We start from the raw sequence: 14,692 nt of genomic DNA on the forward strand, positions 1-14,692 counted from the left end.
AGCCTGTGAAACGGTTAAAAATATATTGAGAGGTGATTAGTTGCCTAATTCAAGCTGATTTTTTACAAGACTGTAGTAATCTGCTTTTTTGTTGACAAGTTCCTGATGGTTTCCTTTTTCAACAACAGCTCCATTTTTCAGAACGATAATCTGGTCTGCATTTTTTACGGTGCTTAAGCGGTGTGCTACAATAATTACAGTTTTTCCTTTGAAGAATTCCTGAAGGTTGTCATGAATGATCTTTTCATTTTCTGCATCCAGCGCCGAAGTAGCTTCGTCAAATAGTATAAAATGAGGGTTTTTATACACTGCTCTTGCAATAAGAACTCTTTGTTTTTGTCCTCCGGAAATTCCGTTGCCGGCTGCCCCTATTTTGGTGCTGTATCCTAACGGAAGATTATCAATGAAAGAGGAAATGTTGGCTACTCTTACCGCATTTTCCATTTTTCGGGTGTTGATTTCTACTTCGCTGGTGGCAATATTTCTTTCGATGGTATCTGAGAAAATAAATCCGTCCTGCATTACCACTCCATAGTTTTCTCTTATGCTTTTAGGAGAAAGGGTTAGAATATCATCTTCGTTATAATGAATGGTACCATGAGTAGGATTGTAGAATTTCAGTAAAAGCTTCATTAAAGTAGTTTTTCCACTTCCGCTGGCACCTACAATAGCGGTGACTTTGCCTTCAGGGATGAACAGGTTGACATCCTTTAAAACAAACTGAGATTTTGGGCCTTCATATTGGAAAGAAACATTGTTTAAGGTAATTCCTTTCTCTTCTTCTGAATAAGTATTGTTGATTTCAAGCGCTTTCATTCCTTCTTTTTCCTCTTCTTCATGATTCTGAACTTCATTTAATCTTGAAAGGCTCAGCTTTGCATCCTGTAAAGAACGGAAGAAAGAAATCATTTGGTTAACAGGAGAGTTCAGCTGCCCGATGATGTAAGATATCGCCAATAGCTCACCGATGGTCATATTTCCTTTTACAACCTGCAATGCCGCAAAGAAAGTAACGAAAATGTTTTTTAGCTGATTAAGAAATTCAAATCCTGAAAACTGATACTGATCTACTTTTAAGATACGAAGGGTAGTTTTGAAAAGCTTATTTTGAATACCTTCCCACTCCTGTCTTTTATAGTCTTCGAATTGATTGAGTTTCATTTCAGAAACCCCGTTCAGAATTTCATAAACACTTTCCTGGCTTTGTCCTTTTTCTCTGAAACGGTAATAATCGAGGATTTCTCTTTTCTTTAACCAGTACTGCGCCCAAACAAGAGATAATGCAGTCAGAGATGAGTAAATAAGTACAATCGTAACATTATAGTACCAAAGCACTCCGAAAAACACAAGAAAAGTCACCATAGAGAAGAAAGTCATAAGACTCTGAGAGGTAAGAAAGTCTTCTATTCTCTCGTTATCCTGGATTCTCTGGGTAAAGTCTCCCTTCATCTTGGTATCAAAAAAGCCCATTGGAAGGAGAAGCATCTTCTTCAGAAAGTCTGAAATAATGGAAATACTAATTCTGGTTCCGATATAAAGCATCAGCCAGTTTCTGAGAATTTCTATGGTAATACTTCCTAAATATAATACAACCTGGGAGATCAGAATGATCGTAATAAGGTCTATGTCTTTTGTGTTAACTCCCTTATCAATAAGTGTTTGTGTAAGGAAAGGAAAGACAAGGCTCAGGCAGCTTCCGATGAGAAGCATTCCGGACAAAAAGAGGAATTTGCTTTTATGCTCTTTGAAATATTTCATGGCAAAAGAAATACTCAACTTGTCTTCTTCCGGGAAAGTCTGCTGATAAAAACTGTTGGTAGGACTTACGAAAAGAGCAATTCCGGTTTCGCCGTCTGATAGCCAGCTTTTAAGAAAGTCTTTTTCGCTCAGCCAGATCATTCCATGGCTTGGATCAGCAATTCTGTAGCGTTTTTTTCCTGTGATAAGGCTTTTCTTTACATCAAGAAGTACTACGAAATGGTTTTTATTCCAGTGAAGAATGCAAGGCAGGCTGCCATTTTCATCCAAGGTCTGTAATGTCAGCTTGGCCGGATAAGTTTCAAATCCAATATCTTCGCATAGTTCACTGATGCTCAGTAAGCTAACTCCTTCTCTGGATAGGTTGGCATTTTCTTTTAAAAAATGTAACGGAATCTGCTTGCCAAAGTAGGAAGCCACCATTGCGATACATGCAGGACCGCAGTCCATTTGGTCGTGTTGAGGGATAAATTTTAGCTTCATGATACTAGATATTTTCTTTTGCCGATTTTCATTTTATAATACTTTTCTACAATGCCGTAGATGATCAGTTCGTGCATTCTGTGTCTGGACCTGATCAGTCTGTTGATATGCATATGAATAAAACTGCTGACTAATCTTTCTTTTTGAATGGTCTTCAGATTTTCTATTTCTCTGCAGTTGTCTTTCATAGAAGTGACAAACTCTGAGAAATACTGATTGTCATTTGATTCTACGATCTCGTTGATGAGATTCAGGTTCGTTCTGTATTTCAGATCCAGCTGTTTCTTAAGGCTGCTGTCTACATTAAACTCGCGCTGAAACTGAGTGTAAATTTTGTTGATCACTTCATACCGCTTATCTAGATCCAGCTGGAAGACATCGAAATACGTATCAATACTTTTGATGGAGTATAACCAGAGGTCATCATTATTAGGAATATTTTTAAGCAGGTTAACAGTCAATTGGCTGTCATAATGGAAGATATGTTCTGCGGTATCAATAAATTCACCTTCATATCTCTCATACTCTCTGTCATAGGTTCCCATTTCTACTTTATTAATGATTCCTTCGCTGATATATTTATCAAAATAATCGTTGAAAGTGGTAATAATCTGGGCGGTGTTGGTGAGCTTATTATCATTGATTTCCAGTCTCAGTCTGATATGATTGTCAGGGTCACTGTATCGTATGTAGAACCATTTTTTGATCAGCTCTTCTTCACTTAGGTGAGGTAAAAGATCCGGAAATACATCTTGTAATATTTTGTCTGAAAACTTGTTGCCGCAATAGATTTTATAGTACAGCCATTTGTTCCCCGGGATAAATTTATTATCAGAAATATTGACATTGAAAAGATGCTGATCCAGTTCTGTTTTAAATGCTTTATAACTTTTGTTGATCATTGGGATGACAATCTCGTTGTTGAACTCATCAGTCTCAAGATCGTAAAGACATTCGGTAAGGGTTACTGTTTCCTTGGATCTCAGTTCATCAATAAGGAATAATAAAAGGTTGTCATTTTCTGTATCGATCAATAATTTGTTATCTCCCTGGGATATAAAGAAATATCTGTTGACTTTTTTCTCTGAAAGGTATTCTTTTACTGTTTTAATGCTTTCAGTATTGTTTTTGGTCTTAATTCCTGATACTTCATTCTGATATAGTCTCCATAATGCCGGTGTGAAGATGATATCATCACCATGCGTGATTCTAGGAATATAGTCATACATCAGGTAGTTGGTATCTCCAATATTTAAAACCAATGCTGTGGAAACATCCTGATGCTGAAGATCACACAGAAACTGATATACCGGAAGCGAATTATAATCAAAGTTGTGAGCGGTAGAGTGGAATATTTTCACTTCTTTATTCAGCTCTTTATGGAATAATACGATTCTTTTATCAATCATTTTAATGTAAAGATCCGTCAGGGCAATGGTATTTTCCGAATCTGAAGACTTGGTAAGATAAGAAAGCTGATTTCCTCTTTTTACCTGTCTCAGTAAGATGTTTCCCACTCTGTTGTCCGGCAAATGAAGCAGTTCTGCATAGATAAAATGATGATCATTCTGTTCTTCTTTGATGATTCTGTTCATTGGAGCCAGGATTTCTTCATCTTCATTGGAAAATCTCGCAATAAGATTGGCAGCGCTTGTTCCACCTACAGAAGAGATTGCTATTTTATCAGATACCTTTTCAATCATTACGGCCATCGATCTTGCAAGGCTTACTTCATCTGCATTCTGAAGGCTGTTGATGTCGTGCTGGCTAAGGTCTATAGCAGTATCTCCATTGATATTGGCTTTGTTGATGATTCTTCTCCAGAATTCATGAATCTTTTTATTGTATGTGATAGAGAATGAATCATTACTGGAATTGGGCCAGCTCAGGGTATCCAACAGGGAAGAAAAGTCGTTTTCACTGTTTTGTTCCTGGATGTATCCAATGCCGCTTTCGTTATCTAGCACTTCAACCAAAGGCACCAGGCTCTCTTCATATCTTGTGTAAAAAGCAGACTTAAACTTTTCTAAATTTTCATTCACCGTTTCACTTCCTTTATCCCAAAAGCATGATAGGGTATTGATTCCCTTTTTGATTTTGGAAAGATCTTCTCTGGTAACAGGAGAAAAGTCAAGATTTCTTTTTAAAGATGAATTGATCAGATATTTTCTGTCATACAGGATGGAGAATTGGTTGGCAAGTGCAAATATTTCGTTGTAATATTCCTGAGATTGTCCTACTCCGGAGTTGAGTAATTCCATATAGCTTTCCATTTTGATCAGGATTTCCAGATAACGGTCCAGCTCAGGATAGATTCCTTTTTTTGAACTTAAATATCCAATGATCTGAGACAAAGGAGAGTGCTCATTCAGGCAGATGTCAAAGTTACTTTTAAAGAACTGGGCATCAATCAGGCTGAAAATATAGTATTTTGCATCTTCTTCGGAAACTCCTTCTACATTTTCTGCAACCAGAGCAACGAGACTGTCAAAAGAATAAGATTGGGCAGCCACAGTCTCAACCAGAAAATCCAGAAGTTCATCTTTTTCCAATGAGCTTAAAGTATAGACTCTTTTTTCGTTTTGTATTGCGGTTTCGATATATCGGTAATAATCACCTAACTTATAGATGGAGTCATTAAGAGCATATTCGTGAACCTCTGGAAAGTCTCTGTTGATTAATACTATAACCTGAAAAAGGAAAGAAAGATCCAGCGTAGTATAGCGGTGGATAGCATTCATATTTCCTGCTTCAATATTTTTATTGTCTGAGTTGAGTTCAAAAGCAGAATGGGAAGCAAATGTTCCGAAAGGAGTAGACCTGGTAGTTATTCTGATGTAATATTTCAGAATAGAATTGTTGATTCTGTTTCTCTTTACCAGAGATAAAGAAGGATCGTCCTGGCACAATCTTGCCCATTCGTTATACAGCTCATAAGATGCTAGAAAGATAGATTCTCTGAAGACTTCATCATTCCATAATTCAAGAACAAAATGATCAAGATCTGTTGTATTTTTCGGTATATTGTTATATTGTTTGAATGAGTACAAAGAGTTTCTCATAAAACCAATATTGATGTTATCTAACTGCGTTTTCATGTTGAATAGATTGTAGGTTGTAATGGTTGCTAATCGTTTCAGCGTTTTCGATTTTCTTGTCACTGTCCGGCTCTGTGTCATATAAAATGAATTCATCAACAGACAGTTTTTCATCCAGTTTTTCAATCAGTTCAAAAAGCTCTTCAAAGTTGAGGTTGAGGATTTTGAAAGATTCAGATTCATCTGCGTCGGATTTTATTTCATTGACTTCTGAAAGGTTGATTGCCAGAGCCAGTGATATTTTAGGAACAAATCCGTTTTGCTGTGCAAAAGAATCTCTGTATCTGTTGATCTCTTCTTTTTTATCTTCAAGATTTTCAAGGAATTTTCCACTTCCGTGAAAGGCTGAAACACAATAGTTTGAGTGTAAATTGATAGCATCATCCAGATTGTTCAAAGAAGAAGAAAGATACCAGAGGTCAGGGATCAGTCCGCCGTAGGGAGGAATTAATATTCCTTCTTTTTCGTTCTTTTCAGCTTCAGAATAAAACAATTCGTGGATTTGGTGGGCATTTTCCTTAAAAACAACTCCGGTACCTCTTTCAAGAATATCCGGATTCAAAAGGTTTTTGGTGTGCTCACTTTCAGGAATCCCTTTTGACAGACCCAGGTCTATTCTTCCGTTGAATATATTGTTGATCAGTTTATAATTGGTAGCGACAGCGTAAGGAGAATAACTGGGAACTGAAGTTCCTGCAGATCCTACTCTTATTTTTTCTGTCATTCCGGCGATCATGGCAATCACGATATCCGGATTTGAAAATGCAAGATTCTTAAGGTGGGAATAATGATGCTCTGCCAGCCAGAATCTGCTGTATCCTAATCTCTCTGCATGAAGGGCATAATCAACTACATCGTTAAGAGCTGTGATTGAATCTTTGCCGCTTCTGTATCCTAGTTCTAGTAATCCTATGCTTTTTGTTTTCATGTTACAGTAAAAATTTTAGATATTTAGTTTTGTCGATTTTATCATTGAGAGCAATCAGAGCTCCGGTTTTTCCAAAGATTAGGGAGCTGTCCTGTTCTGTAAGTGGATGATCCAGTTCGTTTTCCAGGATTTCCAGTGATCTTTTCATCCAGAAGCTTTTGGCTTGTTTATAATCCGGATGGGCGTCTTTTTCATTAATCTCGTGATACAGCTGTACAAGTCCTGAAGTTCCGTGGCAATACTGGATAAATTCTACGCCTGTATTGGCCATTACTTTTCTTTTTGTAGTTTCTAAACCTAATTCGTGAGCCATATCTAAGTATCTTGTTTCCTGCAGTGTTTCTCCTGTTTTATACAAAAGATAAGAGAAGGAGAGGTCACTGTTGCACCAGCAAAGTCTGTTGTTGTGGAAAGGCTTCAACCGGTTTTCTGCTATTTTGTAATTGTAAGGTTTATATATTCTAGCGTTTTCTACTTCGTGGACATCAAAATTGGAAATAATGAAATCCAGACAGATGTTAATAATGTGCCTTGCTTTTTCCGTCATTACCGGAAGGCTCAAAAGATTATTAACAATAGAAAGATAGCCATAGTTGAATCCTAAGTTAATACCATCTGCATAGCTGTCATTCAGCTTGTTTTCAAATGGAATGGGGTGGGAAATGCATTCATCATAAAGGATGTCTACAATTTCGCTGCTGTACTGTTCGTTTCTGATGGTGTTGAAATAATGGAGATTTCCTATCGGGCCATCAAAAAAAGTATAATTGTCTTCCTTCAGCATGGTAACGGATTGTTGGAAGATCAATTCTCCGATGTCAGTAATCTGGTCATCAAAATCGTCCTGTATTAATCCGTCTTTTTTTAATAAATCCAGGATAATGCCCAGTCCGGTCATTCCTTTGGATAGATTCGGGAGTGTATATACGTTGCTCTCTTTTTGCATGTTGCCATTCTCAAAGACTTCTTCAAGGATAGCTCCTATCTTGTTTACATAGATATCATTTCCGGAGATTTGATATTGTGTTAAGAAATAGAGCAGCAGTCCCAGTTTTCCATAAAGTAATCCATCAGGTAAATTTCCATAATCAAAATCAAGAAGTTTTTGATCGTATTCATGAAGAATGGTCGTGATATTTTGAGATTGTAGAGTTTCCATTATAGATCGTAATTATAGAATGAGACGTAGTTGTGATTGGTTTTAATGACATTGTTCATCAGGGTGATCCCGATTCCTGCTATGCCCTGGCCGAGGGCCATATTGATGTTGTCAAATTCTGCATTGTAATAGGCTTTGAATCCGGCCCATTTTTCATTTTCATTATTTTTTGACTGAAGAAGATGCTCGTGCCAATATTCTTTGGCTTCCAAAAAGGCATCCTGTTCCGTAAGATGATAAAGGTTTTTGTATAATGCGGATAATCCGGCAGAACCATAAATTAATCCTGACTCCAGGATAGCAGACTGATCAGTATCTTTAAATTTTGTAGTATTGAGTAAGATATGAAGTCCCTTGTCGCAATAGTCTTTATGTTCTAAGAGAATTCCTGCGTTGTAAAAAGTATAGCCAATTCCTATTTCACCGTATGCCAGATTGTGATAATCTATGTAGACGTCTTCAAAAGCATTGAACGGGAAAAGCGTGATATTGTCTGTATTGCTTTCTTTGCAGTTCCATATGAATGATAATCCTCTGTGAATGAGATCTAAAGATTCCTTACTGTAGATGTTGTTTTTATAAAGGAATAACAAATAGTTGATCACTCCTGCTGTTCCGTGTCCTAAACCCAGTTCTACATAAGGATTTTCTTTATCCCGAAGATCAAACTTCCAGTAGCTTCCGCTGTCATGGTTTTGAGTAAGCTCAATGACTTTATCCAGGGTTTTCTCTATCAGGTGTTTTTTGTCTTCAAGATTTCTCAGTACGAAATACTTGGCAAAACTCGGGAAGCCGCTCGTTAAATCAAGGTCTCCCTGCTCTGTTTTCTGGATCAGTATTTCTTCCAGTATTTCATCTATATTTTCCAGTAGAGAATCAATTTCGCTGTCTAAAACTTCTTCCTGTTTCAGGAACATAAGATATAATCCCAGCTCTCTTATCTCATCATTAAAATGAAGACTTTTATAATCTTCTGTTAAAACAGACAGAGACTTTTCAATGTAGTGTGTTACCAATTCTAAAGATTCTGATTCTTTGGTCATTAGATAATGATAATAATAAAACATTGAAGCACTTAGAATCCCGTTATTAAGACCGATTCCGGTAAGGGAAGTATCTTTTTTGCGGATACATTCTTCTATTTCTGAGATGATTAGTTTTTCTTTTTGCATGATCTGAGAGCTTTGGGATTATATAATTTTTTTTAAAAGAGGGAGTTTTATCAAAAGTGCTCCCTCTTTTATAGGAGAAGATTACTTCGCTATTCTTGTTTGTACTACTGTGTTTCCACCGCAAGAACACTGTCCGCAAGACTGCGCTGCCGCCTGAAGACTGTTAACCCCTCCTTTTAGGCTATTCATTTGCTCTTCTTGTAATTTGCTGATTTGCTCTTTGTTGATTTGAAGACCCTTAGTTAGTTTCATTTTGTTCATGATGTTTAATTTTAAATTGTTATTGTTTATTTTAAATGTAATGGGCTGATTAAGATGCTACTCTTGTTTTTACGATTGTGTTTCCACCGCAAGAACACTGTCCGCAAGACTGCGCTGCTGCCTGAAGGCTGTTAACTCCACCTTTAAGGCTGTTCATTTGCTCCTCCTGAAGCTTGCTGATTTGTTCTTTGTTGATTTGTAGTCCTTTAGTTAATTTAATTTTGTGCATGATTTTGATTTTTAAATTGTTATTGTTTATTGTAAATGTGATTTGGAAAGCTGATTATTGAGCTGCTCTCGTTTTTACGATTGTGTTTCCACCGCAAGAACACTGTCCGCAAGATTGCGCTGCTGCCTGAAGGCTGTTAACTCCTCCTTTAAGGCTGTTCATTTGCTCTTCCTGAAGTTTACTGATTTGTTCTTTGTTGATCTGTAATCCTTTAGATAATTTCATTTTGTTCATGATGTTTGATTTTAATTGTTATTGTTTATTTTAATGTGATTGGGTAAGCTGATTACTGAGCTGCTCTTGTTTTTACAATTGTGTTTCCACCGCAAGAACACTGTCCACAAGACTGAGCCGCTGCCTGAAGGCTGTTAACTCCTCCTTTAAGGCTGTTCATTTGCTCTTCCTGTAATTTGCTGATTTGCTCTTTGTTGATTTGTAATCCTTTTGTTAATTTAATTTTGTGCATAATGGTTGATTTTTAGATTGTTAATGTTATTTTAAATGTGATTGGGTAAGCTGATTATTGAGCTGCTCTTGTTTTTACAATTGTGTTTCCACCGCAAGAACACTGTCCACAAGACTGAGCTGCTGCCTGAAGGCTGTTAACCCCTCCTTTAAGGCTGTTCATTTGCTCTTCCTGTAATTTGCTGATTTGCTCTTTGTTGATTTGTAGTCCTTTTGTTAATTTAATTTTGTGCATGATTTTAAAATTTTTAGTTGATTGGTTCTGGTTATCTTTTCAAGTCATAAAACCTTTATTGGACCCTACTTGCAAGTATATATTTGATTAATTAATTCTGTTTCTTTCGTCTTCGTTTCCGAAGTTTCTCTGCTGTTCAGATTTCAGATTCTTGTTTCCGAACTTGTAGCTCAAAGAGACTCTTACTCCTCTTGTGTCGCCATAGCTGCTGAAGTCTGTTTTTACGCCATTAGATTCATAAGTGATCACAGGGCGCTGGCCGTTTAAAAGATCCATACCGGTAACAGTCAGGGTCAGTTTTTTATCCAGCAGCAGGAATTTCATAGACACATCCAGAATATTCATGGTTGAGATATGAAAGATCTGATAACGTCCCGGAAGCTGCAGGCCATAATTGGCGCTGAAGAATATGGTTTTAGACTTGTTCAGTGTAAAATCGTTGTTAGAATAGAAATATGCATTGTAGCCATCTATTGAACTGATGAAATCTGTTTTGGACTTTACATTCTGGTAATTCACATTGAATCCAGTAAAGCTGTTCCACCAGGTCCATTTATTAAAATTGTAATACGTGGAAACCCCGATCTGATACGTATTGGCATAATTTAAAGGTGTGCTTCTTGTGATATTGGTATTCCGATCCAGAATAGCAAGATCCTGGCTGAAGTCTGATACCTGAGAATAATACACTGAGGATACCCATTTCTGATTTCTTACATATGAAAACTCCAGATTATCAATGATAGACGGTTTTAAGAACGGATTTCCTTCCGAATAATAATAAGGACTTGTGCGCACCACAAACGGATTCAGATACTCAAAATTCGGTCTGCGGATTCTTCTGCTGTAGTTCAGCGAGAAAGAATTCTTATCATCTGGATTGTAAGTCACATACGCCGTCGGAAACAATTTGACATAATCATTTTTGTTGGTTTGATTCATATTATGTGAATATCCGGTTGTCTGCGTTGCTTCCATTCTAAGACCAGCCTGGGTTTCCCATTTTTCGCCCAGCTTTTTGCTTGCAGAAACATATAATGCTTCGTTATGCTCCTTATAATTAAAGATATTCGACTGATCGGTATTCAAAACAGGAGTTCCGGTTTTATGATCCAAAACAACAAGATCATTGTTCGTATTCGTATAGGTATACTTCCCTCCGAAGCTTAAAGAAGCCCATTTCAGCGGCATTTCCACATCCACTTTTCCTGAATAGTTTTCAATACGGTTTATATTCGTATTCGTGGCTGAGAAAAAGCTTCCCGGCAGAATATTTCTCTGAGGATCCAGCTCATTTCCTGCATAAAAGTTATAATCGCTCTTTCTGTAGTTGAAATAATCAAAATCAGTGGTGATTTTTGTTCCTGCAGAATCTACTTTAAAGGTGTTGTACCAGTTAAGGGAATTCATATTAGGCTTATTGTTGGCATCCACATCAGATGTAATGTAGGAGTTTACAGCTCCTGACGGATTAAACCTTGAGGTAAAAGGACTGTTTGATGAAGTGTTTCTGGTAAAACTGCCCAGATATTTTGCCCCTGTAGTCCATTTATCCGATATTTTATAATCCACACCAAGGCCCAATCCGAGATTGTTCTCTTCAGATTTATTTTTGACATTCAGGATCCATAGTTCATCCGGATAGTAAATTTTACTGTCAGATGTCGTGCGGAGTCTCTGGGAATTGGTATTGGCGGTTAGCTGTAACGACAGCCTGTTGCGGTTATAATTAAACGCTCCCTGAAGGCCGCCTCCTGCATATGTTTTTTGAGTATAGCTTCCTCCGATATTAGCATTCCAGGAATTCGGTTTTCCTCTTTTTAATTTGATATTAATCAGTCCGCTGTCACCCTCTGCATCGTACTTTGCCGGTGGGGTAGTGATGACTTCAATAGACTGGATATTGTCTGAAGGAATCGATTTTAATAAACTTGATAAATCATCCGGAGACATTCTCTGAATACGATCGTCTATCATGACTAGTACTTCTCCTTTTCCAACGATAGAAACTTTTTCATCCTGGATGCGAACCAGTGGAGTTGTTTTTAAAGCGTCCAATGCTGTACCTCCTGTCGCTGCAACCGAATTTTCTACATTGAAAACAAGACGGTCTATTTTTCTTTCAACTAATTTTTTCTTTTGTGTCAGGGTAATTGCTTGAATTTCTTTACTTTCTGGCTGACTTTCTTTGATGGTGTAATTTTTTGTAATCTCTCCTTCTATTTTTTCATTTCCTTCGTATACTTTGTTTCCATTCAGGAAAAATTCCATTTTATAAGAATCTGCTTTTGGAAGTTTAATAGAGAAAATTCCGTTTTCATCAGTGATCGTTGAGAATTTATCATTTCCTGCTAACAGGATCACTTCTACATAAGAAATATTGGCTGCCTTTTCATCAGATACTTTACCCGATATACTCTGAGCATTAAGGTGAATGCCCATTCCTAAAAAGGATAATAACGGTATTAAGTATTGCTTTGTCATGATTGTTATTTTATATTTCAAAAGTAGAATGTTGTGTTTTGAATGCTGCTACACGGAAGTGTAGTTTTAGGCGGTTTGTTGTAATACTACACTTTGGTGTAGGGCGCTTACCTCCGGTGTTGTCATCAAATGACAGTTCTTATCAAGGAATTTTTTTAGCCCGTTATAAGTAAGCATTACAGGGATGGTTTCAGAACCCAGATAATGAATAGGCTCAGCCAATGTAATAGCCTCTATTCCCATAAGTTTAAGGACTTTCAGAAGCTTGGCATCGCACTCAGCTATAGCAACAGAATTTTTATTCTGACAAACCTCATTGATGGCATAAGCCATTAGCGTTTTGAAAATTCCAAACCCTGTTTTATCAATTCCTTTCTTAATAGCAAATCTTCCGATATGCCAAATGTGGGTAGTTTTATTTTTGATAAAAGAAGACGGATTGATATGGAACAGTTTTTCCAAAGGAAGAACATCCTTGTGATTCCATTTAAAGACTCTTATAGAACCATTGATCTTATCTTCGTGATCTCTGGAAACAAAAATCTTAGACTTCTTAAAGTTCTTTTCCTCATGATATATATCTTCTACTTCAGCCTTAAACTGATCCGTATCAGAATAACTTTCATGATGATTGAAATTTTCGGTAACAACAAATTCTGCTAGTTCGTATAAGTTTTTATTACTTAAAGAATAAAAGTTAAGATGTTCCATATTTTTTTTATCTTTATAGTAAAATTATTACACTGAATGGTGGAATATGCTACACTTTAGTGTAGATTCATTAAAGTCTACACTAAAGTGTAGTAACCTAAAAACTGTACCTTAAAAACTTAACTATGGAAGAGATTGGAAAATTCTTTTCAAATAAAAACAGTATTGATACAATCTCAGAGTCAGAGAATAACCAGACCTCTGATTATCTTGAAGTGATTAAAGCTTTTGCCAGGATCACTTATATGAGTTTGTATGTCATAGATTATCAGAAGCAGAATTTTGAATATGTGTCAGATAATCCCTTATTCCTTTGTGACCATACTCCCAAGGAGGTAGAAACAATGGGCTATGCCTTCTATTTCCGGCATGTGAAAAAAGAAGACCTGGATCTGTTGTTTAAAATCAATGAAGTAGGGTTTGAATTCTATGAGAACCTGCCCGTACATGAGCGAAAGCTCTATACTATTTCCTATGATTTTCATTTAGTCAATGAAAGTAAAAATACCATCCTTATCAACCACAAGCTTACTCCTCTTTTCTTATCTTCAGAGGGAAAAATGTGGAAGGCCATGTGTATTGTATCCTTGTCCCACAATCACGCATCCGGAAATATATCTATTGTAAAGCAAGGAACAGATGAAATCTGGAACTATGACCTGAAAGACAACAGGTGGATAAAAGAAGAAAAAGTGAAGCTCTCAGAGAGAGAAGCTGAGATATTAAGGTTGTATGCCCAGGGACTTACCATCAATGAAATTGCAGAAAAGATCTACGTAACAGGCGATACGGTAAAGTTTCACAGAAGAAAGCTTTTTGATAAGATGGGAGTAAGTAACATTACTGAAGCATTATCCTATGCCACCAATTACAAGCTGATTTAATGCACAGGTAGCTATTCGGAGATAGCATTCATATAAAACTGTGGAAAGGTTTTATGGGGCTTTCCTGTGGCTATTTTGAACATTACATGCGTACACATTCCCGCAACGATCCATGAAGCAATGGCCAATTGAGGGGGAGGAAGATTTTCTTTTTCCTTCTTATAATCGTCTATAATATTCTCAAGCCATTCATTGGGAGTTCTCCAAAAACGCAGATAGCCGGCAATGTACTCTACCATTTTGAGTTCATTGAAATTATCATCAGAAAGGATGTCAAGGGCAAGTCCGTTAGGTTCTATCACGGCCACTAAACCTCCCCAGCCGAGATTATAAGGATGCAGAATATGCATTCCTTTTTCCTGGCATATTCTGTCAAATACCACGGGGATATTACTTGAAAAATCCAGGGCGTTGATAGCTATGTCATGATCACCAATGATTTCATGAACATTCTCCTGGGTAATAAATTCGCTCCGGTACCGGATATTGGCCTTTGGATTAATGCTTTTCAGACGATGATATAACGTTTCTGCTTTATAAGAAGAAATATCCTGATGAGTATAGTTTTGGCGGTTCAAATTAGACTGTTCAATGGTATCGCCATCCACAATGGTGATATTTTCAAAACCAAAGCGCAGGGCACATTCAGCAATATTGCTGCCTATACCACTCCCTGCAAGGAGAATCGAGAAGTTTTTAATTGCTTTCTGCTCTTCTTCCTGCACGTATAACCTGTTTCGAGAATATTTTGTTTCCATTGCTGTTATTTTAATACAAAAATAGGTTTATGCCTCCTAATTTTGACTACACAATAGTTTAGTTTTA

At 36.9% G+C, this 14,692-nt stretch carries 14 protein-coding genes; 1 reads left to right on the forward strand and 13 read right to left on the reverse strand.

What is annotated here, in order from left to right:
• Nucleotides 1-36 precede the first annotated feature (36 nt).
• The 12 genes from AC57AW_RS06775 to AC57AW_RS06830 all read right to left on the reverse strand — a co-directional run bounded on the left by AC57AW_RS06775 (nucleotide 37) and on the right by AC57AW_RS06830 (nucleotide 12,983).
• Nucleotides 37-2,241 (reverse strand): peptidase domain-containing ABC transporter, encoded by a 2,205-nt coding sequence (locus AC57AW_RS06775; RefSeq protein ID WP_496351288.1) that lies wholly within the window; start codon nucleotides 2,239-2,241, stop codon nucleotides 37-39.
• On the reverse strand, nucleotides 2,238-5,339 hold the full coding sequence (locus tag AC57AW_RS06780; protein ID WP_496351289.1) for a lantibiotic dehydratase: 3,102 nt from the start codon (nucleotides 5,337-5,339) through the stop codon (nucleotides 2,238-2,240). Before AC57AW_RS06780 ends, AC57AW_RS06775 begins: the two co-directional genes overlap by 4 nt.
• On the reverse strand, nucleotides 5,320-6,267 hold the full coding sequence (locus tag AC57AW_RS06785; RefSeq protein ID WP_496351290.1) for an LLM class flavin-dependent oxidoreductase: 948 nt from the start codon (nucleotides 6,265-6,267) through the stop codon (nucleotides 5,320-5,322). Before AC57AW_RS06785 ends, AC57AW_RS06780 begins: the two co-directional genes overlap by 20 nt.
• Before the next feature lies 1 nt (nucleotide 6,268).
• The gene (locus AC57AW_RS06790; RefSeq protein ID WP_496351291.1) at nucleotides 6,269-7,426 is read right to left on the reverse strand and encodes a lanthionine synthetase LanC family protein; all 1,158 of its coding nucleotides are present in this window, start codon (nucleotides 7,424-7,426) and stop codon (nucleotides 6,269-6,271) included.
• Nucleotides 7,426-8,598 carry a lanthionine synthetase LanC family protein gene (locus AC57AW_RS06795; protein ID WP_496351292.1) on the reverse strand — a complete coding sequence of 391 codons (1,173 nt, stop codon included), beginning with the start codon at nucleotides 8,596-8,598 and terminating at the stop codon, nucleotides 7,426-7,428. Before AC57AW_RS06795 ends, AC57AW_RS06790 begins: the two co-directional genes overlap by 1 nt.
• 81 nt (nucleotides 8,599-8,679) lie before the next feature.
• Entirely contained in the window at nucleotides 8,680-8,850 is a 171-nt protein-coding gene (locus AC57AW_RS06800) for a class I lanthipeptide (protein WP_174774463.1), read from the reverse strand.
• 58 nt (nucleotides 8,851-8,908) lie between these two features.
• On the reverse strand, nucleotides 8,909-9,088 hold the full coding sequence (locus AC57AW_RS06805) for a class I lanthipeptide (protein ID WP_223598131.1): 180 nt from the start codon (nucleotides 9,086-9,088) through the stop codon (nucleotides 8,909-8,911).
• A 54-nt stretch (nucleotides 9,089-9,142) separates the two neighbouring features.
• Entirely contained in the window at nucleotides 9,143-9,322 is a 180-nt protein-coding gene (locus AC57AW_RS06810) for a class I lanthipeptide (RefSeq protein ID WP_318847720.1), read from the reverse strand.
• A 52-nt stretch (nucleotides 9,323-9,374) separates the two neighbouring features.
• Nucleotides 9,375-9,554, reverse strand: a complete 180-nt coding sequence (locus AC57AW_RS06815; protein WP_076595230.1) for a class I lanthipeptide — start codon at nucleotides 9,552-9,554, stop codon at nucleotides 9,375-9,377.
• Nucleotides 9,555-9,608: 54 nt separating this feature from the next.
• Complete coding sequence (locus AC57AW_RS06820) at nucleotides 9,609-9,788, reverse strand: class I lanthipeptide (RefSeq protein WP_076595230.1); 180 nt, start codon at nucleotides 9,786-9,788, stop codon at nucleotides 9,609-9,611.
• Nucleotides 9,789-9,875: 87 nt separating this feature from the next.
• Nucleotides 9,876-12,272, reverse strand: a complete 2,397-nt coding sequence (locus AC57AW_RS06825) for a TonB-dependent receptor domain-containing protein (RefSeq protein ID WP_496351293.1) — start codon at nucleotides 12,270-12,272, stop codon at nucleotides 9,876-9,878.
• 66 nt (nucleotides 12,273-12,338) lie between these two features.
• On the reverse strand, nucleotides 12,339-12,983 hold the full coding sequence (locus AC57AW_RS06830; RefSeq protein WP_318847722.1) for a hypothetical protein: 645 nt from the start codon (nucleotides 12,981-12,983) through the stop codon (nucleotides 12,339-12,341).
• Nucleotides 12,984-13,108: 125 nt separating this feature from the next.
• Here AC57AW_RS06830 and AC57AW_RS06835 point away from each other — a divergent pair, with 125 nt between their 5' ends.
• A complete protein-coding gene (locus tag AC57AW_RS06835; protein ID WP_318847723.1) occupies nucleotides 13,109-13,867 on the forward strand; it encodes a response regulator transcription factor in 759 nt (252 codons plus the stop codon).
• Nucleotides 13,868-13,878: 11 nt separating this feature from the next.
• Here the strand turns inward: AC57AW_RS06835 and AC57AW_RS06840 are convergent, their stop codons facing one another.
• Nucleotides 13,879-14,625 carry a ThiF family adenylyltransferase gene (locus tag AC57AW_RS06840; protein WP_496351294.1) on the reverse strand — a complete coding sequence of 249 codons (747 nt, stop codon included), beginning with the start codon at nucleotides 14,623-14,625 and terminating at the stop codon, nucleotides 13,879-13,881.
• Between the last annotated feature and the right edge of the window lie 67 nt (nucleotides 14,626-14,692).

The sequence above is a fragment of the Chryseobacterium sp. BGA-UO-ETr-SB22 genome (genome assembly GCF_059567885.1).

Bases quoted from the DNA above. Each gene is read 5' to 3' on its own strand.
- AC57AW_RS06825 (WP_496351293.1), bottom strand. From the start codon at position 12,272: ATGACAAAGCAATACTTAATACCGTTATTATCCTTTTTAGGAATGGGC.
- AC57AW_RS06800 (WP_174774463.1), bottom strand. From the start codon at position 8,850: ATGAAACTAACTAAGGGTCTTCAAATCAACAAAGAGCAAATCAGCAAA.
- AC57AW_RS06830 (WP_318847722.1), bottom strand. From the start codon at position 12,983: ATGGAACATCTTAACTTTTATTCTTTAAGTAATAAAAACTTATACGAA.
- AC57AW_RS06835 (WP_318847723.1), top strand. From the start codon at position 13,109: ATGGAAGAGATTGGAAAATTCTTTTCAAATAAAAACAGTATTGATACA.
- AC57AW_RS06785 (WP_496351290.1), bottom strand. From the start codon at position 6,267: ATGAAAACAAAAAGCATAGGATTACTAGAACTAGGATACAGAAGCGGC.
- AC57AW_RS06775 (WP_496351288.1), bottom strand. From the start codon at position 2,241: ATGAAGCTAAAATTTATCCCTCAACACGACCAAATGGACTGCGGTCCT.
- AC57AW_RS06820 (WP_076595230.1), bottom strand. From the start codon at position 9,788: ATGCACAAAATTAAATTAACAAAAGGACTACAAATCAACAAAGAGCAA.
- AC57AW_RS06805 (WP_223598131.1), bottom strand. From the start codon at position 9,088: ATGCACAAAATTAAATTAACTAAAGGACTACAAATCAACAAAGAACAA.
- AC57AW_RS06780 (WP_496351289.1), bottom strand. From the start codon at position 5,339: ATGAAAACGCAGTTAGATAACATCAATATTGGTTTTATGAGAAACTCT.
- AC57AW_RS06810 (WP_318847720.1), bottom strand. From the start codon at position 9,322: ATGAACAAAATGAAATTATCTAAAGGATTACAGATCAACAAAGAACAA.
- AC57AW_RS06790 (WP_496351291.1), bottom strand. From the start codon at position 7,426: ATGGAAACTCTACAATCTCAAAATATCACGACCATTCTTCATGAATAC.
- AC57AW_RS06815 (WP_076595230.1), bottom strand. From the start codon at position 9,554: ATGCACAAAATTAAATTAACAAAAGGATTACAAATCAACAAAGAGCAA.
- AC57AW_RS06795 (WP_496351292.1), bottom strand. From the start codon at position 8,598: ATGCAAAAAGAAAAACTAATCATCTCAGAAATAGAAGAATGTATCCGC.
- AC57AW_RS06840 (WP_496351294.1), bottom strand. From the start codon at position 14,625: ATGGAAACAAAATATTCTCGAAACAGGTTATACGTGCAGGAAGAAGAG.